This window comes from Streptomyces sp. NPDC020965 (assembly GCF_044333555.1).
Classification (GTDB): Bacteria; Actinomycetota; Actinomycetes; order Streptomycetales; family Streptomycetaceae; genus Streptomyces.
On the sequence record NZ_JBIRRE010000003.1, the window covers coordinates 714,955 to 740,179 of the forward strand.

Annotated in this window: 20 protein-coding genes, 4 tRNA genes and 1 pseudogene; 16 read left to right on the forward strand and 9 right to left on the reverse strand. The window is 70.1% G+C overall.

All coding sequences use genetic code 11. From position 1 onward, the window contains the following. The first annotated feature begins 9 nt into the window (after nt 1–9). From purL to purM, 6 genes are all read left to right on the forward strand, one after another. Nucleotides 10–2,262: a phosphoribosylformylglycinamidine synthase subunit PurL gene (gene purL, locus ACH4S7_RS13595; protein ID WP_398521287.1), complete on the forward strand. Its 2,253-nt coding sequence runs from the start codon at nt 10–12 to the stop codon at nt 2,260–2,262. 145 nt (nt 2,263–2,407) lie between these two features. Next, complete coding sequence (locus ACH4S7_RS13600; RefSeq protein ID WP_398521288.1) at nt 2,408–3,328, forward strand: M23 family metallopeptidase; 921 nt, start codon at nt 2,408–2,410, stop codon at nt 3,326–3,328. A 10-nt stretch (nt 3,329–3,338) separates the two neighbouring features. Then, nucleotides 3,339–4,130, forward strand: coding sequence for a sterol carrier family protein (locus tag ACH4S7_RS13605; protein WP_398521289.1), 792 nt, complete (start codon nt 3,339–3,341; stop codon nt 4,128–4,130). Between the two features lie 214 nt (nt 4,131–4,344). After that, entirely contained in the window at nt 4,345–5,163 is an 819-nt protein-coding gene (locus ACH4S7_RS13610) for an META domain-containing protein (RefSeq protein ID WP_398521290.1), read from the forward strand. A gap of 378 nt (nt 5,164–5,541) precedes the next feature. Then, nucleotides 5,542–7,059 carry an amidophosphoribosyltransferase gene (gene purF, locus ACH4S7_RS13615; RefSeq protein WP_398521291.1) on the forward strand — a complete coding sequence of 506 codons (1,518 nt, stop codon included), beginning with the start codon at nt 5,542–5,544 and terminating at the stop codon, nt 7,057–7,059. 74 nt (nt 7,060–7,133) lie between these two features. Next, nucleotides 7,134–8,228 carry a phosphoribosylformylglycinamidine cyclo-ligase gene (gene purM, locus ACH4S7_RS13620; protein ID WP_398521292.1) on the forward strand — a complete coding sequence of 365 codons (1,095 nt, stop codon included), beginning with the start codon at nt 7,134–7,136 and terminating at the stop codon, nt 8,226–8,228. Nucleotides 8,229–8,288: 60 nt separating this feature from the next. Here purM and ACH4S7_RS13625 read toward each other — a convergent pair whose 3' ends face one another. Together ACH4S7_RS13625 and ACH4S7_RS13630 are read right to left on the reverse strand one after the other, a co-directional pair. Further along, the gene (locus ACH4S7_RS13625) at nt 8,289–8,540 is read right to left on the reverse strand and encodes a DUF3073 domain-containing protein (RefSeq protein ID WP_398521293.1); all 252 of its coding nucleotides are present in this window, start codon (nt 8,538–8,540) and stop codon (nt 8,289–8,291) included. 281 nt (nt 8,541–8,821) lie between these two features. Beyond that, nucleotides 8,822–9,904 (reverse strand): Leu/Phe/Val dehydrogenase, encoded by a 1,083-nt coding sequence (locus ACH4S7_RS13630; RefSeq protein WP_398521294.1) that lies wholly within the window; start codon nt 9,902–9,904, stop codon nt 8,822–8,824. A 156-nt stretch (nt 9,905–10,060) separates the two neighbouring features. On the opposite strand from ACH4S7_RS13630, the gene ACH4S7_RS13635 reads away from it, so the two are divergent. After that, nucleotides 10,061–10,909, forward strand: coding sequence for a hypothetical protein (locus ACH4S7_RS13635; protein WP_398521295.1), 849 nt, complete (start codon nt 10,061–10,063; stop codon nt 10,907–10,909). Nucleotides 10,910–11,385: 476 nt separating this feature from the next. Then, nucleotides 11,386–11,592: a developmental transcriptional regulator BldC gene (gene bldC, locus ACH4S7_RS13640; protein WP_003949541.1), complete on the forward strand. Its 207-nt coding sequence runs from the start codon at nt 11,386–11,388 to the stop codon at nt 11,590–11,592. A gap of 417 nt (nt 11,593–12,009) precedes the next feature. Here the strand turns inward: bldC and ACH4S7_RS13645 are convergent. The 3 genes and pseudogenes from ACH4S7_RS13645 to hrpA form a co-directional block, all read right to left on the reverse strand. Next, nucleotides 12,010–12,300, reverse strand: a pseudogene (locus ACH4S7_RS13645) (DUF6274 family protein); the annotation flags it as partial. A 211-nt stretch (nt 12,301–12,511) separates the two neighbouring features. Next, nucleotides 12,512–12,586, reverse strand: a tRNA-Asp gene (locus ACH4S7_RS13650). 94 nt (nt 12,587–12,680) lie between these two features. Then, the gene (gene hrpA / locus ACH4S7_RS13655; RefSeq protein WP_398521296.1) at nt 12,681–16,634 is read right to left on the reverse strand and encodes an ATP-dependent RNA helicase HrpA; all 3,954 of its coding nucleotides are present in this window, start codon (nt 16,632–16,634) and stop codon (nt 12,681–12,683) included. A gap of 167 nt (nt 16,635–16,801) precedes the next feature. Here hrpA and ACH4S7_RS13660 point away from each other — a divergent pair, with 167 nt between their 5' ends. The 3 genes from ACH4S7_RS13660 (at nt 16,802) to ACH4S7_RS13670 (ending at nt 18,861) form a co-directional block, all read left to right on the forward strand. Continuing rightward, nucleotides 16,802–17,209 carry a hypothetical protein gene (locus ACH4S7_RS13660; RefSeq protein ID WP_398521297.1) on the forward strand — a complete coding sequence of 136 codons (408 nt, stop codon included), beginning with the start codon at nt 16,802–16,804 and terminating at the stop codon, nt 17,207–17,209. A gap of 72 nt (nt 17,210–17,281) precedes the next feature. Continuing rightward, nucleotides 17,282–18,001 carry a DsbA family protein gene (locus tag ACH4S7_RS13665; RefSeq protein WP_398521298.1) on the forward strand — a complete coding sequence of 240 codons (720 nt, stop codon included), beginning with the start codon at nt 17,282–17,284 and terminating at the stop codon, nt 17,999–18,001. After that, nucleotides 17,998–18,861: a cytochrome c biogenesis CcdA family protein gene (locus tag ACH4S7_RS13670; RefSeq protein WP_398521299.1), complete on the forward strand. Its 864-nt coding sequence runs from the start codon at nt 17,998–18,000 to the stop codon at nt 18,859–18,861. The genes ACH4S7_RS13665 and ACH4S7_RS13670 overlap by 4 nt, the downstream gene beginning before the upstream one ends. A 40-nt stretch (nt 18,862–18,901) precedes the next feature. Here the strand turns inward: ACH4S7_RS13670 and ACH4S7_RS13675 are convergent. The 4 genes from ACH4S7_RS13675 to ACH4S7_RS13690 all read right to left on the reverse strand — a co-directional run bounded on the left by ACH4S7_RS13675 (nt 18,902) and on the right by ACH4S7_RS13690 (nt 20,886). Continuing rightward, a tRNA-Phe gene (locus ACH4S7_RS13675) sits at nt 18,902–18,975 on the reverse strand. 47 nt (nt 18,976–19,022) lie between these two features. Then, a tRNA-Asp gene (locus ACH4S7_RS13680) sits at nt 19,023–19,097 on the reverse strand. Between the two features lie 38 nt (nt 19,098–19,135). After that, a tRNA-Glu gene (locus ACH4S7_RS13685) sits at nt 19,136–19,208 on the reverse strand. Between the two features lie 115 nt (nt 19,209–19,323). Next, entirely contained in the window at nt 19,324–20,886 is a 1,563-nt protein-coding gene (locus tag ACH4S7_RS13690) for a metallophosphoesterase (RefSeq protein WP_398521300.1), read from the reverse strand. 115 nt (nt 20,887–21,001) lie between these two features. On the opposite strand from ACH4S7_RS13690, the gene ACH4S7_RS13695 reads away from it, so the two are divergent. The 5 genes from ACH4S7_RS13695 to ACH4S7_RS13715 all read left to right on the forward strand — a co-directional run. Next, entirely contained in the window at nt 21,002–21,352 is a 351-nt protein-coding gene (locus ACH4S7_RS13695; RefSeq protein WP_398521301.1) for a metallopeptidase family protein, read from the forward strand. Continuing rightward, the gene (locus ACH4S7_RS13700) at nt 21,349–21,870 is read left to right on the forward strand and encodes a fluoride efflux transporter FluC (RefSeq protein WP_398521302.1); all 522 of its coding nucleotides are present in this window, start codon (nt 21,349–21,351) and stop codon (nt 21,868–21,870) included. The genes ACH4S7_RS13695 and ACH4S7_RS13700 overlap by 4 nt, the downstream gene beginning before the upstream one ends. Next, nucleotides 21,867–22,235, forward strand: coding sequence for a fluoride efflux transporter CrcB (gene crcB, locus ACH4S7_RS13705; RefSeq protein WP_398521303.1), 369 nt, complete (start codon nt 21,867–21,869; stop codon nt 22,233–22,235). Before ACH4S7_RS13700 ends, crcB begins: the two co-directional genes overlap by 4 nt. 219 nt (nt 22,236–22,454) lie before the next feature. Beyond that, the gene (locus ACH4S7_RS13710) at nt 22,455–22,949 is read left to right on the forward strand and encodes a hypothetical protein (RefSeq protein ID WP_398521304.1); all 495 of its coding nucleotides are present in this window, start codon (nt 22,455–22,457) and stop codon (nt 22,947–22,949) included. Nucleotides 22,950–23,206: 257 nt separating this feature from the next. Continuing rightward, nucleotides 23,207–25,225: DEAD/DEAH box helicase (locus ACH4S7_RS13715; RefSeq protein ID WP_398521383.1), on the forward strand; the 2,019-nt coding region annotated here is incomplete at its 3' end.

A 25,225-nucleotide genomic window follows, 5' to 3' on the forward strand; every position in this document is an offset into this window, starting at 1 on the left:
CGACCGAGCGTGACCCTGGACACCGTCAAGAACGCAGGCGGGACGCCCGACGCCGAGCAGCCGTGGGCCGAACTCGGCCTCAAGCAGGACGAGTACGCGCGGATCCGGGAGATCCTCGGCCGCCGTCCGACCGGTGCCGAGCTGGCGATGTACTCGGTCATGTGGTCCGAGCACTGCTCGTACAAATCCAGCAAGGTCCATCTCAAGCAGTTCGGTGAGAAGGCCCCCGAGAACGACGCCCTCCTCGTCGGGATCGGCGAGAACGCGGGCGTCGTGGACGTCGGCCAGGGGTACGCGGTCACCTTCAAGGTCGAGTCGCACAACCACCCCTCGTACATCGAGCCCTACCAGGGCGCGGCCACCGGCATCGGCGGGATCGTCCGGGACATCCTGGCGATGGGTGCCCGCCCGATCGCCGTCGTGGACCCGCTGCGGTTCGGTGCGGCCGACCACCCGGACACCAAGCGGGTGCTGCCCGGTGTCGTCGCCGGTATCGGCGGCTACGGGAACTGCCTGGGCCTGCCGAACATCGGCGGCGAGGTCGTCTTCGACTCCTGCTACCAGGGCAACCCGCTGGTCAACGCGGGCTGCATCGGGGTGATGAAGCACGAGGACATCCATCTCGCGCAGGCGTCGGGCCCCGGCAACAAGGTCATCCTCTACGGCGCCCGCACGGGCGGCGACGGCATCGGCGGCGTGTCGGTGCTGGCGTCCGAGACCTTCGATTCGACGGGACCGGCCAAGCGGCCGGCCGTCCAGGTCGGCGACCCGTTCCAGGAGAAGCTCCTCATCGAGTGCACCCTGGAGATCTTCCGGGAGAAGCTGGTCGCGGGCATTCAGGACCTCGGCGGCGCCGGTCTCTCCTGCGCGACCTCCGAGCTGGCGAGCGCCGGTTCGGGCGGAATGCGCGTGGAGCTGGACACGGTGCCGCTGCGGGACGCGTCCCTCTCGCCCGAGGAAATCCTCATGAGCGAGTCGCAGGAACGCATGTGCGCGATCGTCGAGCCCGACAAGGTCGCCCGGTTCCTGGAGATCTGCGAGAAGTGGGACGTCATCGCGACCGTCATCGGTGAGGTCACCGAGGGCGAGCGGCTGGAGATCTTCTGGCGCGGCGAGCAGATCGTGGATGTGCCGCCGCGTACCGTCGCCCACGAGGGCCCGGTCTACCACCGCCCGTACGCCCGTCCCGAGTGGCAGGACGCGCTCCAGGCCGACGACGCGAACAAGCTGCCCCGGCCGACGACCGGTGCGGAGCTGCGTGAGCAGGTGCTGCGGCTGGTCGCCTCGCCGAACCAGGCGTCGAAGGCGTGGATCACGGACCAGTACGACCGTTTCGTGCAGGGCAACACCGTGCTGGCGCAGCCCGAGGACGCGGGCATGGTCCGGATCGACGAGGAGTCGAACCTGGGCGTGGCCATGGCGACGGACGGCAACGGCCGGTACACGAAGCTCGACCCGTACGCGGGTGCCCAGCTCGCGCTGGCGGAGTCGTACCGCAATGTCGCCGCCTCCGGTGCCAAGCCGCTGGCGGTCTCCGACTGTCTGAACTTCGGCTCCCCCGAGGACCCGGACGTGATGTGGCAGTTCGCGGAGGCCACCCGTGGTCTGGCGGACGCCTGTCTCCAGCTCGGTACTCCGGTCACCGGCGGCAATGTGTCGCTCTACAACCAGACCGGTGACATCGCCATCCACCCGACGCCCGTCGTCGCGGTGCTCGGTGTGATCGACGACGTCAACCGTCGTACGCCGATCGCGTTCGCCGAGGAGGGGCAGTTGCTCTACCTCCTCGGGGAGACGGCGGAAGAATTCGGCGGCTCCGCCTGGTCGCAGGTGATCCATGACCACCTCGGCGGGCTTCCCCCCAAGGTGGACCTGGAGCGCGAGCGGCTGCTCGCCGAGATCCTGATCGCGGCCTCCCGCGACGGGATGATCGACGCGGCGCACGACCTCTCGGACGGCGGTCTGATCCAGGCGGTCGTGGAGTCCTGTCTGCACGGCGGCAAGGGCGCCCGGCTGATCGTCCCGGACGGCGGTCCGGACGCCTTCACCTTCCTGCTCAGCGAGTCGGCGGGGCGCGCGGTCGTCTCGGTGCCGCGGAGCGAGGAGTTGCGCTTCACCGACATGTGCGGGGCGCGGGGTCTGCCCGCGACCCGGATCGGTGTGGTGGACGGTGCCGAGGTCGAGATCCAGGGCCAGTTCTCCATCTCCCTGAGCGAGCTGCGCACGGCCCACGAGGAGACCATCCCGGGTCTGCTGGTCTGACCCGCACGGTGTCAGGACATCCCTGACCGAGCCCCCGCCGTCCACCGGCCGGGGGCTCGGTCGTTTCTCCCTACACGTGGTTAGGCTGGACGGGCTCGGCACGACCGGCCGGAGCCACCACCACCGTACGAAGGGGGATACGGCGATGTCCGTACGGAACCGAAAAGCGCTGATGATCCTCTATCGGCTGAGCTGGATCACCTTCACCACGCTGGTCGTCGTGAGCTTCCCGGTCGATCTGCCGTTCGACCTGTTCTGGGTCTTCGCGCCCGCGGTGCTGGCGGCCGTCGTCGCCCAGGTGATGCACCGCGCTGCGACCAAGGACCTCACGCCTGAGCGGCGTGCGGCCACGGTCGAGGTGGACGCCCCGGTCCTGGGTCGCTGGACCGCGCTCAACAGCCCGGCCGACAAGATCCCCAGCCACGGCACCCACGGTTACGGCCAGAGCTTCGCCATCGACATCGTCGCGGAGTCCGGCTCCGGTTCGGGCGCGGCCGGTGCCGACCGTGAGCGGCCCGGTTTCTCCTGGCTGTGGCCCCTGGTCCGGCCCAGCAGCGCCTACCCGGCCTTCGGTGCCCCGCTGCTCGCCGTCGCCGACGGCACCGTCGTCCGCGCGACCGACCGCCAGCGCGACCATTTGAGCCGCAGTTCCCTCCCGATGCTGGCCTATCTGCTGTTGCTGGAGGGGCAGTTCCGGGAGATGGTCGGCGCATCGCGGGTCGTCGGCAACACCGTCGTCCTCGACCTCGGGGACGGTACGTACGCGATGTACGCACATGTCCAGCGCGGCTCCCTCCAGGTCAGGGCGGGCGACCGGGTCACCGCCGGCCAGCCCATCGCCCGCTGCGGCAACTCCGGCAACTCCACCGAGCCGCACATCCACTTCCAACTCATGGACGGCCCCGATCTGGACACCGCGCGGGGCATCCCCTTCCGCTGGCGGGGCATCGGCATCCCGGCGAACGGCGAGACCTTCACCGTGGGCGATGAGTCCACCGAGACACAGCCGCCGGGGGACTCCGCGGCCGGGGAAAATGAGGCGCTCCGCCTCACCGTCACTGACTAGTCTCGACACCATGCATCCGGCCAAGAAGCGCACCCGCAGCTACGACCCCGCCCGGACCCGTACGGCCGTGCTCGCCCAGTCCGACCACGTACGGAAGGCGGTCGGGGCGCTCACTCCCGGGCAGTTGGCGCTGCCGACCCGGCTCGGCGAGTGGACCGTACGCGAACTGGTCGCGCACCTGTCCATGGTCGTCGGGACCGTGGCCCGCAATGTCACCCTGCCGGAGCCTCCGGTGCGAGAGGTCACGCTGCTGGAGTGGCCGTTCGCCACGGCGGCGGCGGCCGGCGCGGTCGACGCCGACACCCGCGCGCTGGCGGCGGGGGGCGCGGCCGGCGAACTCTTCACCCGGGCGGCCGATGCGATGGCCGATGCGCTCACCGGCGTCCCGGACGAGCGGCTGATGCCGACCCGGGTCGGCGCCATGAGCGTCGGTGACTTCCTGGTCACCCGCGCCGTCGAACTCGTCGTCCACACCGACGACCTCAACGACGCGACCGGGCTTGCCGTCCCGTACGACCGCCAGGCGCTCGCCGCCTGCACCCGGCTGCTCGCCGACGCCCTCGCGGTGAAGGCCCCCGGCGGCTCGGTCGAGGTGCGGGTGCCGCCGTACGCGGTGGTGCAGTGCGTCGAGGGGCCCCGGCACACCCGTGGCACGCCGCCCAATGTGGTGGAGATCGACCCGCTGACCTGGGTCCGGCTCGCCACCGGGCGTACGGGGTGGGCCGAGGCGCTCGACGCGGCGAAGGTCAGCGCGAGCGGCGAACGGGCCGATCTGGCCGCGCTGCTGCCGATCCTGGGCTGACGGCACCGCCCCGGGCACCGGCCCGGACGGCCCCCGACTGTGTCCCGCCGCCCAGCCGCCCAGCCGCCCAGCCGTCTCGTCTGTCCGGTCGCCCGGTCGCCCGGTCGTCCTGCTGAAGTTGACCGAACCCGCCCGAATCCGGCGTACCGAACGCCCGGTGGAGCGGGAAGCGGAAGACCGGGAACCGGACCCCCGGCTGCCCCGTCCCAGGGGTATGCGTATCGAGCTGAGCGTTCCCGTCACCGTTCTGGCCCTCCTCGCGCTCGCCGCCTGCGGCAGTGAGAAGAGCTCCGGATCGGATTCCGCGTCCGACGGCGAAGGCGGCACGGCGGTCACGACCGATCTGCCGCTCACCGGCGTGCGCTGGTCCGTCGACAGCCTGACCGCCGGCGGCAAGAAGTCCGCCGCCCCGGCCGGGGCGCACTTCGAGATCACCGAGAAGGGCCGTGCCCAGGGCAACTACGGCTGCAACCAGTTCGGGTCCACCGCCACGATCGACGGGGCCACCGTCACCCTGGGCCCCGGCGAGATGACCGAGATCGCGTGCGCGGGACCCATCCAGAAGTTCGAGAACACCCTCCGCGACGCCCTGACCGGAAAACTCAAGGCGACCCTGGCCGACAAGAAGCTCACTCTGACCACCGCCAAGGGGGACTCGATCGGGCTCACCGCCGCGGAGCCGGCCCCGCTCATCGGCACCAATTGGCAGGTGAATTCACTGCTCGTCGGAGATGTGGCGAACGCCATGCCGGCCGGTACGGAGAAGAACGCGCGGCTCACCCTCGGCAAGGACGGTTCGGTCCGGGGCAATCTCGGGTGCAACACGTTCACCGCCACCGCGAAGGTCGACGGATCGAAGATCACCTTCGGCTCGCTCACCACCAGCCGGATGATGTGCGCGGGGACGGCGGGACAGGTGGAGGCCCATCTGCGTCAGGTCCTCAAGGGGCAGGTGGAGTACAAACTCCAGGACCAGGGGCTCAGTCTCACGGGCCCGGGCGCCAAGGGCGTCTCCGCGGTCGCCGCCCCCTGACCGCGCCCCCGCCTCCAGCCGCCCCCTGACCGCGCCCCCGCCTCTCACCATCCCCTGATCGGGCCCCCCGGCCGCGGCCGGGGCAACGGTTGGGTGACGATCGCCGGCACCGGAACCCGCCCCGGAATCCGCCCGCCGAATCGGAATCCGTCCGGATCGCGACCCATCCCGACCGCGCTCCGTGACGATCGGGGGCCGGTGGGGCGCCAGGGGCCCCGACTCCCGTCCGTACGGTCACGGTCCATTACCACACCGTGTCCGCCCGGACCGGGTCCGTCGCCGGCGAAACCGTGGATTCCCTGGTGAAAACAGCGTGACCGGGGAGCCCACGGCCGCCTGAATTCGGACCAGTGGTCGATCTCGCTTACACTCGGGTCCGTGCCACGTGGTGACGGTCGACTCAATCACGATCTGCTTCCCGGCGAGAAGGGCCCCCAGGACGCTTGCGGCGTCTTCGGTGTCTGGGCTCCGGGTGAAGAGGTCGCAAAGCTCACGTACTTCGGGCTCTACGCCCTCCAGCATCGCGGCCAGGAATCCGCGGGAATCGCGGTCAGCAACGGCTCGCAGATCCTCGTCTTCAAGGACATGGGCCTGGTCTCTCAGGTCTTCGACGAAACCTCTCTCAGCTCGCTCCGGGGTCATATCGCGGTCGGTCACGCCCGCTACTCGACCACCGGTGCCTCTGTCTGGGAAAACGCCCAGCCCACATTTCGGGCCACGGCCAACGGTTCCATCGCGCTCGGCCACAACGGCAATCTGGTCAATACCGCCCAGCTCGCCGAGATGGTCGCCGATCTCCCCCGCCAGGACGGCCGCGCCACCCAGGTGGCGGCCACCAACGACACCGACCTCGTCACCGCGCTGCTCGCGGGCCAGGTCGACGCCGACGGCAAGCCGCTGACCATAGAGGCAGCCGCGTCCCGAGTGCTCCCCGAGGTACGGGGTGCGTTCTCGCTCGTCTTCATGGACGAGTCCACCCTCTACGCGGCCCGCGACCCGCAGGGCATCCGCCCGCTCGTCCTCGGCCGGCTCGACCGGGGCTGGGTCGTCGCCAGCGAATCCGCCGCCCTCGACATCTGCGGCGCCACCTATGTGCGCGAGATCGAGCCGGGCGAGCTGATCGCCATCGACGAGAACGGCCTCCGCACCTCGCGATTCGCAGAAGCGAAGCCCAAGGGCTGTGTCTTCGAGTATGTCTATCTGGCCCGCCCCGACACCGATATCGCCGGCCGGAACGTCTATCTCTCCCGGGTGGAGATGGGCCGGAAATTGGCCAAGGAAGCCCCGGTCGACGCCGATCTGGTGATAGCGACGCCGGAGTCCGGCACCCCCGCCGCCATCGGTTACGCGGAGGCGAGCGGTATCCCCTACGGCTCCGGACTCGTCAAGAACGCCTATGTCGGGCGGACCTTCATCCAGCCGTCGCAGACCATCCGTCAGCTCGGCATCCGTCTCAAGCTGAACCCGCTCAAGGAAGTCATCCGGGGCAAGCGCCTGGTCGTCGTGGACGATTCGATCGTCCGGGGCAACACCCAGCGCGCCCTGGTCAAGATGCTCCGTGCGGCCGGTGCGGCCGAGGTCCACATCCGTATCTCCTCGCCGCCCGTGAAGTGGCCCTGCTTCTTCGGCATCGACTTCGCGACCCGGGCCGAACTGATCGCCAACGGGATGTCGATCGACGAGATCGGCGCCTCACTGGGCGCGGACTCCCTCTCCTACATCTCCATCGACGGCATGATCGAGGCGACCACCATCGCCAAGCCGAACCTCTGCCGCGCCTGCTTCGACGGCGAGTACCCGATGGAGCTGCCCGACCCCGAGCTGCTCGGCAAGCAGTTGCTGGAAACCGAGCTGGCGGGCGGCGCCGACGCCGCCGACGCGCTCCGTCGCCCGTAGCCACTCGCCGTGATCCACAGCGCCGTGATCCGCGGCGAGTGCCCCGCAGTAACGACACGAAAGCTCTCTCTGTCATGACCGCTGAGTCTTTTGAAGGTGCCCCGCAGGCGGGCGCCGGTGCCAGCTACGCCGGTGCGGGCGTCGACATCGAAGCGGGCGACCGCGCCGTCGAGCTGATGAAGGAGTGGGTGCGCAAGACCCGCCGCCCCGAGGTCCTCGGCGGCCTCGGCGGCTTCGCCGGACTCTTCGACGCCTCCGCCCTCAAGCGCTACGAGCGTCCGCTGCTGGCCTCCGCCACGGACGGCGTCGGGACCAAGGTCGACCTGGCGCGGAAGATGGGCGTCTACGACACCATCGGCCACGACCTCGTCGGCATGGTCGTGGACGACATCGTCGTCTGTGGTGCCGAGCCGCTCTTCATGACCGACTACATCTGCGTCGGCAAGGTCCACCCCGAGCGGGTCGCGGCCATCGTCAAGGGCATCGCCGAGGGATGCGTCCTGGCCGGCTGTGCGCTCGTCGGCGGCGAGACCGCCGAACACCCGGGCCTGCTCGGCCCGGACGACTTCGACGTCGCCGGTGCCGGTACGGGAGTGGTGGAGGCCGAGCTGCTGCTGGGCCCGGATCGCATCCGTACGGGGGACGCGGTCATCGCGATGGCGTCGTCCGGCCTTCACTCCAACGGGTACTCACTGGTCCGCCATGTCCTGTTCGACCGGGCCGGGATGGCGCTGGACCAGCAGGTGGCGGACTTCGGCCGCACGCTCGGCGAAGAGCTGCTCGAACCGACCAAGATCTACTCGCTGGACTGCCTGGCCCTCACCCGCACCGCCGAGGTGCACGCCTTCAGCCACATCACCGGCGGCGGTCTCGCCAATAACCTCGCCCGGGTCGTCCCCGACGGGCTGCACGCGATCGTGGACCGCTCCACCTGGACGCCGGGCCCGGTCTTCGACCTCGTCGGCACGGCCGGACAGGTCGAGCGCCTCGAACTGGAGAAGACCCTCAACATGGGCGTCGGCATGATCGCCGTGGTCCCGGAGGAGTCGGCGGACGTCGCGCTGACCCTGCTCGCCGACCGTGGTGTGGACGCCTGGATCGCCGGCGAGATCACCGACCGCGGCGAGCACGCCACGGGCGCCGCGCTCATCGGGGACTACGCGAGCTGAACAGCACAGAACCCGGTCCGGAGGCGGGGGCCTCGGACCGGGTTAGTGGTCAGTGCAACGTCAAGCGCCGCGGCGCTGCGACGACGGACCGGACTCTTCGTCCTCGTCATCGTCTTCGTTGTACATGTCCGCATACTGTGCGTACGGGTCGTCTTCCTCGTCGTCATCCTCGAACGGCTCGCCGTTCGGAGGTTGGCTCGAAGTCGATGCGCCCAGCTCGTTGGCCAGACGCGACAGGTCAGTCCCGCCGCTGTTGTACTTCAGCTGGCGGGCGACCTTTGTCTGCTTGGCCTTGGCCCGGCCGCGCCCCATGGCTCGACCCCCTCGGTGACGGGGCTCGACGGCCCCAGAGTCTTGACACGCGTTCATGATTCGAATCGGACTCTCCGTGGAGAGACCGGCCCGTAGGGCTTCAACGGTACCTGCTTCCGCGGCCATACGGTACGCCGCCCGCATGACGTGCCACTTCGCAGAACCCGCGAGGAGCCCCGTCCTCGCTGGTCAACTGCGATATTAACCTCTTCTTGGCGGCCGACCCGCCGTCCGGGGTGAGTCTTGTCTCCCGGAACGGCGGGCCGGTGAGCCGGTGAACGTCAGCGCGACCGGGCCTCCGCCATGCGCTGCTCGGCGATCCGGTCCGCCGCCGCGGCGGGCGGAATACCGTCCTCCTTCGCACGTGCGAATATCGCCAGCGTGGTGTCGTAGATCTTCGACGCCTGCGCCTTGCAGCGGTCGAAATCGAACCCGCGCAGCTCGTCGGCGACCTGGATCACGCCGCCCGCGTTCACCACGTAATCAGGGGCGTAGAGGATGCCCCGGTCGGCGAGGTCCTTCTCCACACCGGGGTGCGCGAGCTGGTTGTTGGCCGCGCCGCAAACGATCCGGGCGGTGAGCACGGGGACGGACTCGTCGTTCAGCGCGCCACCGAGCGCGCAGGGGGCGTAGACATCCAATCCCTCCGTGCGGATCAGCGCGTCCGTGTCCGCGACCGCCGTGACCTGCGAATGTTTGTCCTGAATTCGCTGTACGGATTCGGCGCGCACATCCGTGATGACCACCTCGGCGCCGTCCGCCAGCAGGTGCTCCACCAGATGGTGGCCGACCTTGCCGACCCCCGCGATCCCCACCGTACGGCCGCGCAGCGTGGGCTCGCCCCAGAGGTGCCGCGCGGAGGCGCGCATGCCCTGGAAGACGCCGTACGCGGTGAGGACGGAGGAGTCGCCGGCGCCGCCGTTCTCCGGGGAGCGGCCGGTGGCCCAGCGGGTCTCCCGGGCGACGACGTCCATATCGGCGACGTAGGTGCCGACGTCGCAGGCGGTCACATAGCGGCCGCCGAGGGAGTCCACGAAGCGCCCGAAGGCGAGCAGGAGTTCCTCGCTCTTCAGGGTCTCCGGATCGCCGATGATCACGGCCTTGCCGCCGCCGTGGTCCAGGCCGGCCATGGCGTTCTTGTACGACATGCCCCGGGCGAGGTTCAGCACGTCGGTGACGGCGTCGTCCTCGGAGTCGTACGGATAGAAGCGGGTGCCGCCGAGGGCGGCGCCCAGGGCGGTCGAGTGGATGGCGATGACGGCCTTCAGGCCGGACGTGCGGTCCTGGCAGAGCACGACTTGTTCGTGGCCCCCCTGGTCCGATCGGAACAGGGTCTGCAGGACGCCGTCGGTCACATTGGTCACGGTGGTGACTCCCTGGTTCGAGGCGGCGGACGAGGGGCCTTCCTAGGGGTGGGGAAGGCCCGATAGGGCATGAGGGTAAGTCCTGTCCGGGTGTGGTTCCGACGTGGTGGGGAGGATCTTCCCCTTCCGGAGTACCGGCATGGAAGGATTCACGACATGCCAGCCGTCTCCTCGGTCCTCGTCCCCTACGCGGCCTATCTGCGGGTGTATGAGCCCCTGACGGCCTTTCCGGAGCCCGAACGGAGCCACTGGGCCCGCTATGTCCGGCGCGGGCGGAATCCGACGGCACAGGACGAACTGCGGCGTTCGCTGGCCGACTTGCTGCCCACCCCGCCCGTCCCGGTGCCGGTCCACGAGAGCGGCGAGGCATTCGTCGTGGAGGTGGACGGCACGGTGTGCGTCTGTCCGTGGCGGACCCGGCTGCGTGGCTGGCTGGCGCTGGAGGAGTTGTCCGAGCAGTTTCCGGCCGCGCTGTTGGACGCGGTGTTGCCGCCGGTCGTGCGCGGGCAGGCGGCGGCCGACTGGGAGCAGTGGCGGAAGCTGAACCCGGACGCGCGGCCTTGGATCAGGACGGCCGTCTGGCAGGTCCCGGTGCGCTGGTTCGCGCTCTTCGACGACGAGGAGCGGGAGTACGAGCCGGGGGGACCGGGCGCCCCCGGCGGCCCGGTGCTCCGCTATCGCACGCCGATGGCGCAGGCGCGGCGCCGGGTCGCCCGGGTGCTGAAGACGCTGCGGGAGTCGGCGGACGCGGGGCGGCTGAGCGAGGGCCTGGTGGATGTGGGGAAGTGGCTAGAGGAGTTCCATCCGCGATCCCTGGTCGAGCTGGACTACGGCGGCCTGGTCCACGCACTGGCGGGCGAGCTGCTGGAAGAGGATCATTCGGCGGCGGATGTGGCTGCCGGCATAGCGGCGCTGCGGGACGGGGACGGCGAGCGGGCCGGCGAAGCGTATGCCCGTCTGGTGGACCGTTGGCGGGTCGTGCGGGACCTTCAGTTCGCGAACTGAGCGAATGTGTGGATGATTGAGCCTTCCGGCCAGGGTCCTAGGTCCTGATCCGGGCTTTTGTCTCAAGCGTGACGGACTGCACTATCTGGGCTCTTGCGTCCATCACCCACCCTCGTGTCAAAATAGGACAAGGAGTCCGGGGAGGGTTCCTTCCGTCCAACTACGGGCGGAACGCTTGGCATTGCGCTCTATGGGGGGTCTGACGGCTCCTGATCGCTCTGTGACTGATCGTCACTGTGGCGTGACTGTCCGCTATGGCATAGTCCATCGGCTTCCGCCACTGATGAACACCTCGGAGGGCAATTCCATCGGTTTGGCCGACGTGGCTGGACGGATGGTGTAGTTGTAGTGCCGAGGACAAGCCGTTCGTCCTATAACCGACTCGTCCCGCGTCCGCCATTTCGGGCAACGCGGGTCAAGGTGCAGAATTTAGAGGAAAGAACCGAGATGGTTCGGTTCTCCCGAGGAGGCCGCTCATGACCGCTCGCACCCCTGATGCCGAGCCGCTGCTGACCCCGGCTGAGGTTGCCACGATGTTCCGCGTGGATCCGAAGACGGTCACCCGCTGGGCGAAGGCAGGCAAGCTCACGTCCATCCGTACCCTCGGAGGGCATCGCCGGTACCGCGAGGCAGAGGTACGTGCACTGCTGGCGGGTATTCCGCAGCAGCGCAGCGAGGCATAAAGCCCCGCTGTTCGGGCATCTTCCGGGACCCCTATCCCGGTGAAGCCCACCTATAGCTCGACATGACGGGCGTCTGCCCCAACGGACCCCCAGTCATTGATCGCGCTGGACTCCGCCGGGTCCAGCGCGATTTTTTTCTGTGCTGATGTGTACGGCGATGTCGGTCGATGGCACCCGGGGGGCGGACGCACGGGCACGCGGACGACGGGCGCGCGGGGGCTCGCGGAAGCCGGAGGCGGCGCACGGCGGGTGGTGCAATTGCACATATTAAATTGGTTGCTTGTTGGCGGGGGCTAAGTACCGCAGTTCTGAAAACCTATACGGTGACACCCGTCACACCTTGGAACCCTTGCCAATGTCGAGCGTGTCACTTTCAGGGCCGTCCGGCATCGGGCCGAAGTCACTCAGTGGTGGGACCTTTGGCCCCGGCCGTCGGACCGGTTCAGGGTCGTGTGCGGGGTCGCGTTCGGGTCGGCGGTCGTGTGTGCGGCCGATGTCGGGGTCGGGGTCGATGTCGCGGTCGGAGCGGCGGCCAGGGTCTGCGTCGCCTTCGGGTTCGGGATCGGGTTCGGAGGGCTCCATGGCGAGCCGCAGGAGGCGATGGCAGATGGGGCAGTGTCTCGTGAGGTGCCGATAGCCGGAAGCGGCCGCCAGATGGGCTCTCAGTAGGGCTCTGGTCTCGTGCCGTCTCGCAGTGAACGCCGCCATCCGCGCCACCTCCGCCTTGGGTGGGTGCTGATCCCCTGATGAATGGGTACCGGCGCGCGGCAAGGTCGTCAAGAGAACGGGCAAGAGCCGGGGGCGGCTTCACCGCGGCGGCGGCCCACGGCGAGCGGTGCCGGGGGCGGCCGTGTCGCGGTCGGGGGTGTCGGGGACACGTCGAAGGCCCGCACCATTCGGTGCGGGCCTTCGATACAAGCGGTCCTGACGGGATTTGAACCCGCGGCCTCCACCTTGACAGGGTGGCGAGCACTCCAAGCTGCTCCACAGGACCAGGTTTCGCAGCTCCGAGTGTTGCCCTGGGCTGCGAAAAGAACTCTACAGCAGGGTGGCCCCGGCGGTCGAACTCGCTGTGGGTGACAGGGGCGTCACGGAGCCACCGCGTCGATCGCCTTCACGATCCGCTTGTCGGAGACCGGGTACGCGGTGCCCAGGGCGTGCGCGAAGTAGCTCACCCGCAGCTCCTCGATCATCCAGCGGATGTCGAGCGCCTCCTGCGGCACCGGCCGCCCCTGGGGGAGCTGTTCCAGCAGCCAGGCGTACTCGTCCTGCATCTCGTGGACCTTCGCCATCCGCGTGGTGTCGCGCTGGACGGAGGTCGGCATCTGCTGGAGGCGGCGGTCCACCGCCACCAGGTAGCGCATCAGGTCCGGCAGTCGTCGCAGCCCGGTCGCGGTGACGAAGCCCGCGGGCATGAGGGCCGCCAACTGCGTCCGTACGTCCTGGACGTTGTTGAGCAGGGTCAGACTCTTCGTGGCCTTCAGCCGGCGCTCACACGCCTGCCAGGCGGCCAGGATCTGCTGGACCTGGCCCACCGTGCGGACGGTCGTGTCCACCAGATCGGCGCGGACCGTGTCGTACAGCTTCCGGTAGGACTCCTCGTCCCACGCCGGTCCGCCCCGGTCGGCGATCAGCCGGTCGGCGGCGGCCATGGCGCAGTCGTCGAAGAGGGCCTGCACCGACCCGTGCGGATTGCCCGACAGGGCGAGCTTCTGCTGATTGCTCAGCTTGTCCAGGGCGAACTTGGCCGGGTTCACCGGGATGTTCAGCAGGATCAGCTTCCGGGTGCCGCGCCACATCGCCCGCTGCTGTTCGGCCTCGGTGTCGAAGAGCCGTACGGAGACGGTGTCGCCGGCGTCCACGAGGGCCGGGTACGCCTTCACCGGCTGTCCGGCCCGCCGGGTCTCGAAGACCTTCTTCAGCGGGCCGATGGTCCAGTCCGTGAGGCCCGTGCGCTCGATGGACTCGCCCGACGGCCCCGCGGTCGCCGCGGCGGCCTGGGAGAGCGCCTGGCGGGCCTTGGGGCGCAGCGAGAGCCGCAGCGACTCCAGGTCCTTGTCCTCGGCGAGCTTGCGGCGCCGTTCGTCGACGATCCGGAAGGTGATCTTCAGATGGTCGGGCACCTTCGACAGATCGAAGTCGTCGGCGGAGACCGGCACGCCCACCATGCGCTTCAGCTCGCGCGCCAGAGTGGCCGTAAGTGGCTCCTGTAGAGGGGCGGCGCGCTCCAGGAACGCCCGCGCGTAGTTGGGCGCGGGGACGTAGTGGCGGCGGATCGGCTTCGGCAGCGAGCGGATCAGTTCGACGACGACCTCTTCGCGCAGACCCGGGATCTGCCAGTCGAAGCCCTCGTCGGTGACCTGGTTGAGCACCTGGAGCGGTACGTGGACGGTCACGCCGTCGGCGTCCGCGCCCGGCTCGAACTGGTACGTCACCCGGAACTTCAGCGGGCCCTGCCGCCAGGAGTCCGGATAGTCGTCCTTGGTGACCGCGCCGGCCTTCTCGGTGATGAGCATCTCGCGCTCGAAGTCGAGCAGCTCGGGCTCGTCCCGCTGCTTCCGCTTCCACCAGGAGTCGAAGTGCGCGCCCGATACGACATCGGCCGGCACCCGCTGGTCGTAGAAGTCGAAGAGGGTCTCGTCGTCCACCAGGATGTCGCGCCGGCGGGCCCGGTGCTCCAGCTCCTCGACCTCGGTCAGGAGTTTGCGGTTGTCGGCGAAGAACTTGTGGTGGGTCCGCCAGTCACCCTCGACCAGGGCGTTGCGAATGAAAAGGTCCCGGGACGCCTCGGGGTCGATCCGGCCGAAGTTCACCTTGCGCTGGGCGATGATCGGCACGCCGTAGAGCGTGACCCTCTCGTACGCCATGACGGCGGCCTGGTCCTTCTCCCAGTGCGGCTCGCTGTAGGTGCGCTTCAGGAGGTGCTGGGCGAGCGGCTCGACCCACTCGGGCTCGATCCTGGCGTTGACCCGGGCCCACAGCCGGGAGGTCTCCACCAGCTCTGCCGACATCACCAGCCGGGGGGGCTTCTTGAAGAGCGCCGAGCCGGGGAAGACGGCGAATTTCGCGCCCCGCGCGCCCAGGTACTCGTTCTTCGCGTCGGTGTCCTTGAGCCCGATGTGCGAGAGCAGCCCCGACAGCAGCGAGATATGGACACTGGCCTCCGGGCCGTCGTCCTCGTTGACGTGGATGCCCATGGTCTTGGCGACCGTGCGGAGCTGGGAGTAGATGTCCTGCCATTCGCGGATGCGCAGGAAGTTCAGATACTCCTGTTTGCACATGCGGCGGAAACTGGAGGACCCGCGTTCCTTCTGCTGCTCGCGGACGTACCGCCAGAGGTTGAGGAAGGCGAGGAAGTCGGAGGTCTCGTCCTTGAACCTGGCGTGCTGCTGGTCGGCCTGTGTCTGCTTCTCGGCCGGGCGTTCGCGCGGGTCCTGGATGGAGAGCGCGGCGGCGATCACCATGACCTCGCGGACACAGCCGTTCTTGTCGGCCTCGATGACCATCCGGGCCAGCCGGGGGTCCACCGGGAGCTGGGAGAGCTGGCGGCCGAGGGGGGTGAGCTTCTTCGCCGGGTCCTTCTGCCCGGCGTCGAAGGCCCCCAGCTCCTGGAGGAGCTGCACACCGTCGCGGATGTTGCGGTGGTCCGGGGGGTCGATGAAGGGGAACTTCTCGATGTCGCCGAGCCCGGCCGCCGTCATCTGGAGGATGACCGACGCCAGGTTCGTCCGCAGGATCTCGGCGTCCGTGAACTCGGGGCGGGCCTCGAAGTCGTCCTCGGAGTAGAGCCGGATGCAGATGCCGTCGGAGGTACGGCCGCAGCGGCCCTTGCGCTGGTTGGCGCTGGCCTGGCTGATCCGCTCGATCGGCAGCCGCTGGACCTTGGTGCGGTGGCTGTAGCGGGAGATCCGGGCGTTGCCGGGGTCGATGACGTACTTGATGCCGGGGACGGTCAGCGAGGTCTCGGCGACATTGGTCGCCAGAACGATCCTGCGCCCGCTGTGCTGCTGGAAGACACGGTGCTGCTCGGCGTGCGAGAGCCGCGCGTACAGCGGCAGCACTTCCGTGCCGTGCCCGTGTGCGCCGCCGGCGCGGGTGTAGGGCTTCTTGTTGAGCGCGTCCGCCGTGTCCCGGATCTCGCGCTCGCCGGAGAGGAAGACCAGGATGTCGCCCCGGCCCTCGCCCTGGAGCTCCTCCACCGCGTCGCAGATCGCGGTGATCTGGTCGCGGTCGCTGTCCGCGCTCTCCTCGCTATCGTCCTCAAGGAGGGGGCGGTAGCGGACCTCCACCGGGTACGTACGACCGCTGACCTCGATGATCGGGGCCTCGCCGAAGTGGCGGGAGAAGCGCTCGGGGTCGATCGTCGCCGAGGTGATGATCACCTTGAGATCGGGCCGCTTGGGCAGCAGCCGGGCGAGATAACCGAGCAGGAAGTCGATGTTGAGCGACCGCTCGTGGGCCTCGTCGATGATGATCGTGTCGTAGGCGCGCAGCTCGCGGTCGGTCTGGACCTCGGCGAGCAGGATGCCGTCCGTCATCAGCTTGACGAAGGTGTCGGCGCCGACCTGGTCCGTGAAGCGGACCTTCCATCCCACGGCCTCGCCCAGCTCGGTCCCCAACTCGTCGGCGACCCGCTCGGCGACCGTACGGGCGGCGATCCGGCGCGGCTGGGTGTGTCCGATCATGCCCCGGACGCCCCGGCCCAGCTCCAGACAGATCTTGGGGATCTGGGTGGTCTTCCCGGAGCCGGTCTCGCCCGCGACGATCACCACCTGGTGGTCGCGTATCGCCTCCAGGATCACGTCCTTCTTCTGACTGACCGGGAGCTGCTCCGGATAGGTGATCTCGGGGACGCGCTCCGCCCGCCGGGCGACCCGGGTCGCGGCCTTCTCGGCCTCGGCGGCGATCTCGTCCAGCACGGCCTGCCGCGCTTCGGGCTTACGGATGCGGCGAGCGCCTTCGAGACGGCGGCCCAGCCGGTGGGCGTCGCGGAGCGACACCCCGGCCAGCAGCGTCTGAAGGTCGGCGAAGGAAGTAGACATACGGATGCCAGGATCGCACCCCCGGGAAAGCACTGGCGAACGCATTTCCCCGGCGCGCTGGTGCAGTATGGAACCGATCATTCACCCGAGGTCGGATCTGCACCGGTTCCGGCCCGGGTCCCGTACGGCTCCGGGCCGGGCTCCGGGCCAGAGAGGACAGCGCGTCCATGCCGCTCAGCCGCGTCCGCCGGAGCCGTCTGCCGGTCTCCGCGTCCGCGCTGACCGCGATGGTCTTCGCGCTGCTGGTGGCGGTCTGCTCGCCCACCCCCTCGTACGCCTCAGCCGGTGCCGGTGCCGGTGCCGGTACGGATTCGACGGTGGCGGTGGCGGTGGTCGCCGCGCAGGGGCAGACGCCCGGCTGCGGCCGGGGCGGACCGGACGACGACCGTGGCGCCCAGCCGTCCGTACCGCCGCGCGGCGGTACGGCGTACGAGCTGGCGCCGGTCGCACCCGCCGCCCATGACGTCACTGCCGGACCGCTCCGGGCCCTGGCGGTGCCGGGGATCACCCCCGATCGCGGCCCGCCGCCGCTCGACCCGCCGACACCGATGGATCTGTCCGTTCTGCGCGTTTAGGTCGCGGGCGCTTCACGCAGTGTGCCCGCTCTGTACCTTCTCGACCTTCTCGCTCAGGAGTGCTGAATCCCCATGTCCTCTTCCCGGAAGTCCGTGACCATCGGTGTCGCCGTCGTCGCCGCCGCGCTGGTGCTCGGCCTCGCCTCGTACACCGCGACGAAGCCTGACAACGAGCCCGCCAAGCCCTCAACCGCCGCCGCCGCGGACGCATCCGCCGCCCCGCAGGAGGGCACCTACCCCGAGCTGGAGAAGCTGGCCCGCCGCGACGCCAAGGACCCGCTCGCCGTCGGGCGCGCCGACGCGCCCGTCGTGCTGGTCGAGTACGCCGACTTCAAATGCGGCTTCTGCGGGAAGTTCGCCCGGGACACCGAGCCCGAGCTGATCAAGAAGTACGTCGACCAGGGCGTGCTGCGGATCGAGTGGCGGAACTTCCCGATCTTCGGCCAGGAGTCCGAGGACTCCGCCCGCGCCGCCTGGGCCGCCGGTCAGCAGGGGAAGTTCTGGCAGTTCCACGCCGCCGCGTACGCCGAGGGCGCCAAGGAGAAGGGCTTCTCCAAGGGCCGGCTGAAGACCCTGGCCCAGCAGGCGGGCGTGGCCGACATCGACCGGTTCAACCGGGATCTGGACAGCGCCGCCGCGAAGGCGTCGGTCAAGAAGGACCAGGAGGAGGCGTACGGACTGGGTGCCACCTCCACCCCGTCCTTCCTGGTCAACGGCCGGCCGATCGCGGGCGCCCAGCCCATGGAGACCTTCACCGAGGCCATCGAGGCGGCGCACAAGGCCGCGAAATGACCGACATCGGCTATCTGGCCGCCTTCCTCGGCGGCCTGCTGGCGCTGATCAGTCCGTGCAGCGCACTGCTCCTGCCGGCGTTCTTCGCGTACTCACTGGACTCGGCCGGCAAGCTGCTGCTCCGGACCGGGATCTTCTACGCCGGTCTCGCCACCACCCTGGTCCCGCTGGGCGTGGCCGGCTCGTACGCCGGCCGGTTCTTCTACGGCAACCGCGATCTGCTGGTCGCGGTCGGCGGCTGGCTGATCATCACGCTCGGCGTGGCCCAGATCCTCGGCCTGGGCTTCGCCTCCCGCCGGCTCGCCGGGATCTCCGGCCGGATCCGCCCGACGACCGCGGCCCCCGTCTACGCGCTCGGCCTGGTCTACGGCCTCGCCGGATTCTGCGCCGGCCCGATCCTCGGCGGCGTCCTCACGGTCTCGGCGCTCAGCGGCAGCCCGGTCTACGGCGGACTGCTGCTCGCGGTCTACGCGCTGGGCATGGCCGTCCCGCTCTTCCTGCTCGCCCTGCTCTGGGACCGTTTCGAGCTGGGCCGGCGCCGCTGGCTCCGGGGCCGCTCCCTGACCGTCGGCCGGCTGCGGCTGCACACCACCTCGCTCCTCTCCGGCCTGTTCTTCATCGTCCTCGGCACCCTCTTCCTCGCCTTCGACGGCACCACGTCCCTGCCGGGACTGCTGTCGGTGGACGATTCGTTCGCGGCGGAGCGCTGGGCGAGTGAGGTCGGCGATTCGGTGCCCGACTGGGCGCTGCTGATGGGCGTGGTGGCGGTGGTGGCGGTGGTGTTCGGCGTACGGGGGTGGAAGCGCCGCGACCCGGTCGCGCCGGAGCCCCTCGCGCGGGAGTCCCAGCGGGAGGGATGACGACGAAGGCCCCGTCCACTGGACGGGGCCTTCGAGGATGTGGCTGGGGCCGGGATCGAACCGGCGACCTATCGCTTTTCAGGCGATCGCTCGTACCAACTGAGCTACCCAGCCGCATGTCTCCCCGGCTGGGCCGAGGTGACGCAACCCGGGGGTTGCAGCGGTCCTGACGGGATTTGAACCCGCGGCCTCCACCTTGACAGGGTGGCGAGCACTCCAAGCTGCTCCACAGGACCTAGCAATGTGCGAGCGCAAGTCTCGCACACCTGTTGCGTGCCCCCAACGGGATTCGAACCCGTGCTACCGCCTTGAAAGGGCGGCGTCCTGGGCCACTAGACGATGAGGGCTAAGGGCCCACCTGGGCGCTTCTCAGCGCGTCGGGGACGTGAGAAGCATATGGGATGGCGGGAGGTATCGCCAAAACGCTTTTCCGGAGGGGGTTACGGGAGCTGTCGGGGGGACTCAGGGGACGGGGGAGCGGGAGGGCGGCGGCGGGCTCGGGGAGCGGGTGGCGCGCCGGGTGTTCTCCTCCGGGATGTGCCGGCTGACCTCGGCCGTCGCCAGGCCCAGACCGCCCAGCGTGATCTCGTCCCATGCCTGGAGCCGGCGGCTCGTCCGGTCCAGATAGAGCACCGAGGCCCGGATCTTCTCGGGCTTGTCGTTCTGGAGGGCGCGCAGTCCGCCGCCGCCCGTCGATCCCTCGATCTTCAGCCGGGTCCCGTGCTTGAGTACCTCGTTCACCCGGCGGTGCACATGCCCGGCCAGCACCAGCGGGACCGTGCCGTCGGTCTCCCGGGCGGCGACCGGGTTGTGCGCGACCGCGATGTCCACCGGTGTCCCGGCGCGCGCCTGGTCGCGCAGGGCGGAGGCGAGCCGGATGCCCATCATCCGCTCGGCCGGGTCGCCTTCCGCCTGCACCGAGCGGTCGGGGGTGAACTGGGGGTCGCCGCTGCCCGCGATCCGCAGCCCGGCGACCGTGACGGCCCGTCCCTCATCCAGCACCCGCACGTTCTTGAACTTGGTGAGGTACCGCTGGGTGATCCGGGAGTCGTGGTTGCCGCGCACCCACACATAGGGCGCGCCGAGGTCCGCGATCGGGTCCAGGAAGACGTTCTCGGCCGAGGTGCCGTGGTCCATGGTGTCGCCGGAGTCGATGATCACGTCGATGCCGTACTGCTCCACCAGCGTGCCGATGATCCGCCAGGACGCGGGGTTGAGATGGATGTCGGAGACGTGCAGCACCCGCATGGTCAGCGGATTGGGCTGGTACGTCGGCAGGTTGGAGGTCGCGTCGTACAGCTTGGTCACATTGGTGACCAGCCGGGCCAGCTCCTGCTGGTAGACGTCGAAGTCGGTGACGATGGAACGGGCGTCGCCGACCAGCGACGGCGCGCTGGTGAGCAGCCCGGAGAACTTCGGCTCCAGCACGGACTTCGGGTTCCAGGTGACGGCCGCGGTGACCCCGGAGACCACCAGCATCCCCAGGGCCAGACCGCCCGCGGCGAGGGCGCGCCGGGGGCGGCGGTAGACGGCGAGCCCCAGGGCGGTCGCGCCGGCGACGACGGCGGCGCAGGAGCGCAGGGCCAGCTCGGAGGTGCCGCCGGCGACATCGCGGGCGACCTCCTTCTCCAGGCCGGAGAGCCGCTCGGGGCGTTCGACCAGCGCGCGGGAGCGGATCGGGTCGAGCCGGTCGACCCGGACGTCCAGGCGGACCGGCGCGGAGTGCGACTCGATCTCCAGCGAGCCCAGCGGCGAGACGGTGATCTTCGTGCCGCCGGTGAGGTCCGGGCGGAGCGCCATGCTGGTGTTCATGGGGCCGACGGAGGTCTCCACACTGCCCACGATCAGCAGCCCGAGCCAGGCGCCCACCACGGCGATGGTGGTCAGGCCCAGCGCGCGGGACCAGGGGTGCGGGGAGCCGGTCAGGGCGCCCGCGGTGGGTTCGGTGCGGCCGGGGCGCTGGCGGCGCCTGAGCCGGGTCAGAGCGGCTCGGAACAGATGCTGGGCTACGCGCTGGCCTGCCATTGGGCCCGTATGCCCATCGGGATGGGTTCGTATGCGGTGGGCGCCGCCCGGCACCGGCCGGCACTCGTGGGGGCATGCCACGCCGGAATCGCGTGACGTACGTGACAATGGCCGGGTGCTTGTGATGACACGCGAGGAGTTCGAGGAACTGGTCGCCGAGGCGCTGGACAGGATCCCGCCGGAGCTGACGCGGCTGATGGACAACGTCGCGGTGTTCGTCGAGGACGAGCCGGCCGCCGACGATCCCGAGCTGCTCGGGCTGTACGAGGGGACTCCGCTGACCGATCGCGGGGAGTGGTACGCCGGGGTGCTGCCGGATCGGATCACGATCTACCGGGGGCCGACGCTGCGGATGTGCGGGAGCCGCGAGGAGGTCGTGGCGGAGACGGAGATCACCGTCGTGCACGAGGTGGCGCACCACTTCGGGATCGACGACGAACGGTTGCACGCGCTGGGGTACGGATGAGTTCGGCCGGGGGGCCGGAACCGCCGCGACCGTACGGGCGCCCGGGCTCCGGGCGCCCGGAGGCGATCGACCCCGATGTCGACCTCCATGTGCCCGGGCAGCGGGCCGAGCTCTCCGGTGGCCACCGCGCTGCCGTGCTCGCGGCGGTGGCGGCGGGCGGCGTGGTCGGCGCCCTGGCGCGGTACGCGGTCTCCCGGGCGTGGCCCGTCGCCGACTTCCCCTGGACCACGCTGGGGATCAATGTGCTGGGCTCGGCGCTGATCGGGGTGCTGATGGCGCTGATCGCCGAGGACGGCCGGAGCGCCCGCCCGCCCGGACAGGGTCTGGTGCGGCCGTTCGCCGGGGTCGGGGTGCTGGGCGGGTTCACCACGTTCTCCGCGTACGCGCTGGACATCCAGGAGCTGTTGGAGCGCGACGCGATCGGTCACGCGCTGGCGTACGCGGCCGGGACGGTGCTCGGCTGTCTGGGCGCGGTGTGGCTCGCGGCGTGGTCGACCAGGCGGGTGCTGGGCGCGTGAACTGGCTGCTGGTGGCGGTCGGGGCGGCCGTCGGCGCGCCCCTGCGCTATCTGACGGACCGGGCCGTGCAGTCCCGCCACGAGTCGGTGTTCCCCTGGGGCACCCTGGCCGTCAACACGGCCGGCTGCCTGGTGCTGGGCGTGCTCACGGGGGCTTCGGTGTCGGTGGCGTCCGGCACCTACGCCCTGCTCGGTACGGGACTCTGCGGCGCGCTGACGACGTACTCCACCTTCTCGTACGAGACGCTCCGGCTCGCCGAGACCGGTCGGGGCGGACTCGCGGTGCTCAATGTGGCCGTGTCCTCGCTGGTGGGGCTCGGATCGGTGGTGCTGGGCGTGGCGTGGGGAAACGATCTGGCGGGGTGAGGGCGCGCGGGCGGGTGGTGCGAGGGGCGTACGGCTGCCGGCACGGGTCGTGTACTTGTCAGGCGTGCGGGCGTGTCCCTTGTGGGGCGGAGGGAGTTGGGCAGGGAAACCCGTGTGCTGTCCCCCTCGGAGGTTGCCCTCGTGCGCCAGTTGTCCGCGCCTGGCCGTTTGGCTTTCGCATTCGCCACGTCCCTGGCGCTCGCAGCCTCGGCGGGCTGTATGAGCGTCGGTGAAGACGAGGGCCGGAAGCCGGCCCCCAGCAAGTCCGTGGACCCGCCCACCGATGTGGTGTCCGAGCCGGAGAGCGCCCACGGCGGGCCCGGGGTCCGGCAGGATCCCGGCTGGCCCACGGGTTCCGGCAGCCCCGGCGCCAAGGGCGGCCCGCCGCAGAAGTCGGCCGGCCCGAGCCATTCGGCGGCGCCCACGGTCCGGCCCACCCGGGGAGCGCACCGGCCGCAGCCGCCGGGGGTGCCCGAGCCGACCTGGGGCGGTGTCGTCCCGTCCGTACCGCCACCGCAGCCCACCCCGCCCCCGGTGGAGCCACCCGTCGAGCCTCCGGTGGAGACCCCGACCCCGACCCCGGTCGAGCCGACCGAACAGCCGTCGCCGACCTCGGCGCCCGAGGTGCACGCGGGCGCGCTGCGGATGACGGAGACGGACGGTCGCGGGCTGCTCCGGGAGCCGACGGCGTCGCCGCAGGCCCAGCCTCTCTAGGGAGGTGACGCGGGAGGTAACGGGGGTCACTCGGGACCGGGTTTGCCTTCAGTGGGGGAGAGTGCGTATGGTGGTAGATCGTTTGATCCCATTGCCCGGCGCCGAAAAAGAAGCGCGCCGCGTGGCGCGTACTCTCCCTAGCCGTGGCTGACCGCATCGAGGCGGTCGAATTGCGAAATCACGGAGTTTGGGCGCGTGCCGAGACTCCGGAAGGTTTCGCATTTCGCATGTCCACTTTCAGTACTGAGCACCCCGTTATGCCCGAGAACGACGAGATCATCACCGAGGCCGTCGCCGAGGTCGTTCCCGCCGAGGCTGAGGCCCAGATCGAGGCCGCTGCCGACACCGCCGTCGAGACCGCTCCCGAGGCCGTCTCCGAGCCGGTTTCCGACGCCGCCGACACCGACGTGGCTGACGTCGCTGACGCCGACATCGAGGCTGAGGCCGACGCCGAGGTCGAGTCCGGTGAGCCCGAGGTGACCTTCGGCTCCCTGGGTCTGCCCGACGGAATCGTCCGCAAGCTGGCGCAGAACGGTGTCACCAGCCCGTTCCCGATCCAGGCCGCGACCATCCCGGACGCCCTGGCCGGCAAGGACATCCTCGGCCGTGGCCGCACCGGCTCCGGTAAGACCCTCTCCTTCGGTCTCCCGCTGCTGGCGACCCTCGCCGGTGGCCACACCGACAAGAAGAAGCCGCGCGGTGTGATCCTCACCCCGACCCGCGAGCTGGCCATGCAGGTCGCCGACGCGCTCCAGCCGTACGGTGACGTCCTCGGCCTGAAGATGAAGGTCGTCTGCGGCGGTACCTCCATGGGCAACCAGATCTACGCCCTGGAGCGCGGGGTCGACATCCTCGTCGCCACCCCGGGCCGGCTGCGCGACATCATCAACCGTGGCGCCTGCTCCCTCGACCAGGTCCAGATCGCGATCCTGGACGAGGCCGACCAGATGTCCGACCTGGGCTTCCTGCCCGAGGTCACCGAGCTGCTCGACCAGGTCCCGAGCGACGGTCAGCGCATGCTGTTCTCCGCCACCATGGAGAACGAGATCAGCACCCTGGTCAAGCGCTACCTGACCAACCCGGTCAGCCACGAGGTCGACAGCGCCCAGGGCAATGTCACCACCATGTCCCACCACGTCCTCGTCGTGAAGCCGAAGGACAAGGCGCCGGTCACGGCCGCCATCGCCGCCCGTAAGGGCCGCACCATCATCTTCGTCCGCACCCAGCTCGGCGCGGACCGGATCGCCGAGCAGCTCCGTGAGTCGGGCGTGAAGGCGGACGCGCTGCACGGCGGCATGACGCAGGGCGCGCGTACCCGCACCCTCGCGGACTTCAAGGAGGGCTACGTCAACGCGCTCGTCGCGACCGACGTCGCCGCCCGCGGCATCCACGTCGACGGCATCGACCTGGTCCTGAACGTGGACCCGGCCGGTGACCACAAGGACTACCTGCACCGCTCGGGCCGTACCGCCCGTGCCGGCCGCTCCGGTGTGGTCGTCTCGCTGTCGCTGCCGCACCAGCGTCGCCAGATCTTCCGTCTGATGGAGGACGCGGGCGTCGACGCCTCGCGCCACATCGTCGGTGGAGCGGGCGCGTTCGACCCCGAGGTCGCCGAGATCACCGGTGCCCGGTCGCTGACCGAGGTGCAGGCCGACTCCGCGAACAACGCCGCCAAGCAGGCCGAGCGCGAGGCCGCCGATCTGACCAAGCAGCTTGAGCGGGTGCAGCGTCGGGCCACCGAGCTCCGCGAGGAGGCGGGCCGCCTGGTGGCGCGCGCCGCCCGTGAGCGCGGTGAGGACCCGGAGGCCGCGGTCGCCGAGGTGACCGAGGCCGCCGAGGCCGAGCTGGAGGCGGCGGTCGCCGCCGCGTCCGTGCCGGAGCAGCAGCAGTCGGACCGTCGTGACGACCGGGGCAGCTTCGACCGCCGTGACGACCGCCGTGACGACCGTCGGGGCGGTGGCCGTTCGTTCGACCGTCGCGATGACCGTCCGTCCTCGGGTGGTGGCGGTTTCCGCCGTGACGACCGCCCCTCCGGTGGTGGCTTCCGTCGTGACGACCGTCCGTCTTCGGGTGGTGGCGGTTTCCGCCGCGATGACCGTCCGTCCGGTGGGTTCCGTCGTGATGAGCGTCGTGACGACCGTCCGTCTTCGGGTGGTGGCGGTTTCCGCCGCGATGACCGCCCGTCCGGTGGGTTCCGTCGTGATGAGCGTCGCGATGACCGTCCGTCTTCGGGTGGTGGCGGTTTCCGCCGCGATGACCGCCCGTCCGGTGGGTTG

Coding starts and splice junctions, on each gene's coding strand:
- ACH4S7_RS13600 (WP_398521288.1), top strand. CDS start 2,408: ATGTCCGTACGGAACCGAAAAGCGCTGATGATCCTCTATCGGCTGAGC.
- ACH4S7_RS13605 (WP_398521289.1), top strand. CDS start 3,339: ATGCATCCGGCCAAGAAGCGCACCCGCAGCTACGACCCCGCCCGGACC.
- ACH4S7_RS13610 (WP_398521290.1), top strand. CDS start 4,345: ATGCGTATCGAGCTGAGCGTTCCCGTCACCGTTCTGGCCCTCCTCGCG.
- purM (WP_398521292.1), top strand. CDS start 7,134: ATGACCGCTGAGTCTTTTGAAGGTGCCCCGCAGGCGGGCGCCGGTGCC.
- ACH4S7_RS13625 (WP_398521293.1), bottom strand. CDS start 8,540: ATGGGGCGCGGCCGGGCCAAGGCCAAGCAGACAAAGGTCGCCCGCCAG.
- ACH4S7_RS13635 (WP_398521295.1), top strand. CDS start 10,061: ATGCCAGCCGTCTCCTCGGTCCTCGTCCCCTACGCGGCCTATCTGCGG.
- bldC (WP_003949541.1), top strand. CDS start 11,386: ATGACCGCTCGCACCCCTGATGCCGAGCCGCTGCTGACCCCGGCTGAG.
- hrpA (WP_398521296.1), bottom strand. CDS start 16,634: ATGTCTACTTCCTTCGCCGACCTTCAGACGCTGCTGGCCGGGGTGTCG.
- ACH4S7_RS13660 (WP_398521297.1), top strand. CDS start 16,802: ATGCCGCTCAGCCGCGTCCGCCGGAGCCGTCTGCCGGTCTCCGCGTCC.
- ACH4S7_RS13665 (WP_398521298.1), top strand. CDS start 17,282: ATGTCCTCTTCCCGGAAGTCCGTGACCATCGGTGTCGCCGTCGTCGCC.
- ACH4S7_RS13670 (WP_398521299.1), top strand. CDS start 17,998: ATGACCGACATCGGCTATCTGGCCGCCTTCCTCGGCGGCCTGCTGGCG.
- ACH4S7_RS13690 (WP_398521300.1), bottom strand. CDS start 20,886: ATGGCAGGCCAGCGCGTAGCCCAGCATCTGTTCCGAGCCGCTCTGACC.
- ACH4S7_RS13700 (WP_398521302.1), top strand. CDS start 21,349: ATGAGTTCGGCCGGGGGGCCGGAACCGCCGCGACCGTACGGGCGCCCG.
- ACH4S7_RS13710 (WP_398521304.1), top strand. CDS start 22,455: ATGAGCGTCGGTGAAGACGAGGGCCGGAAGCCGGCCCCCAGCAAGTCC.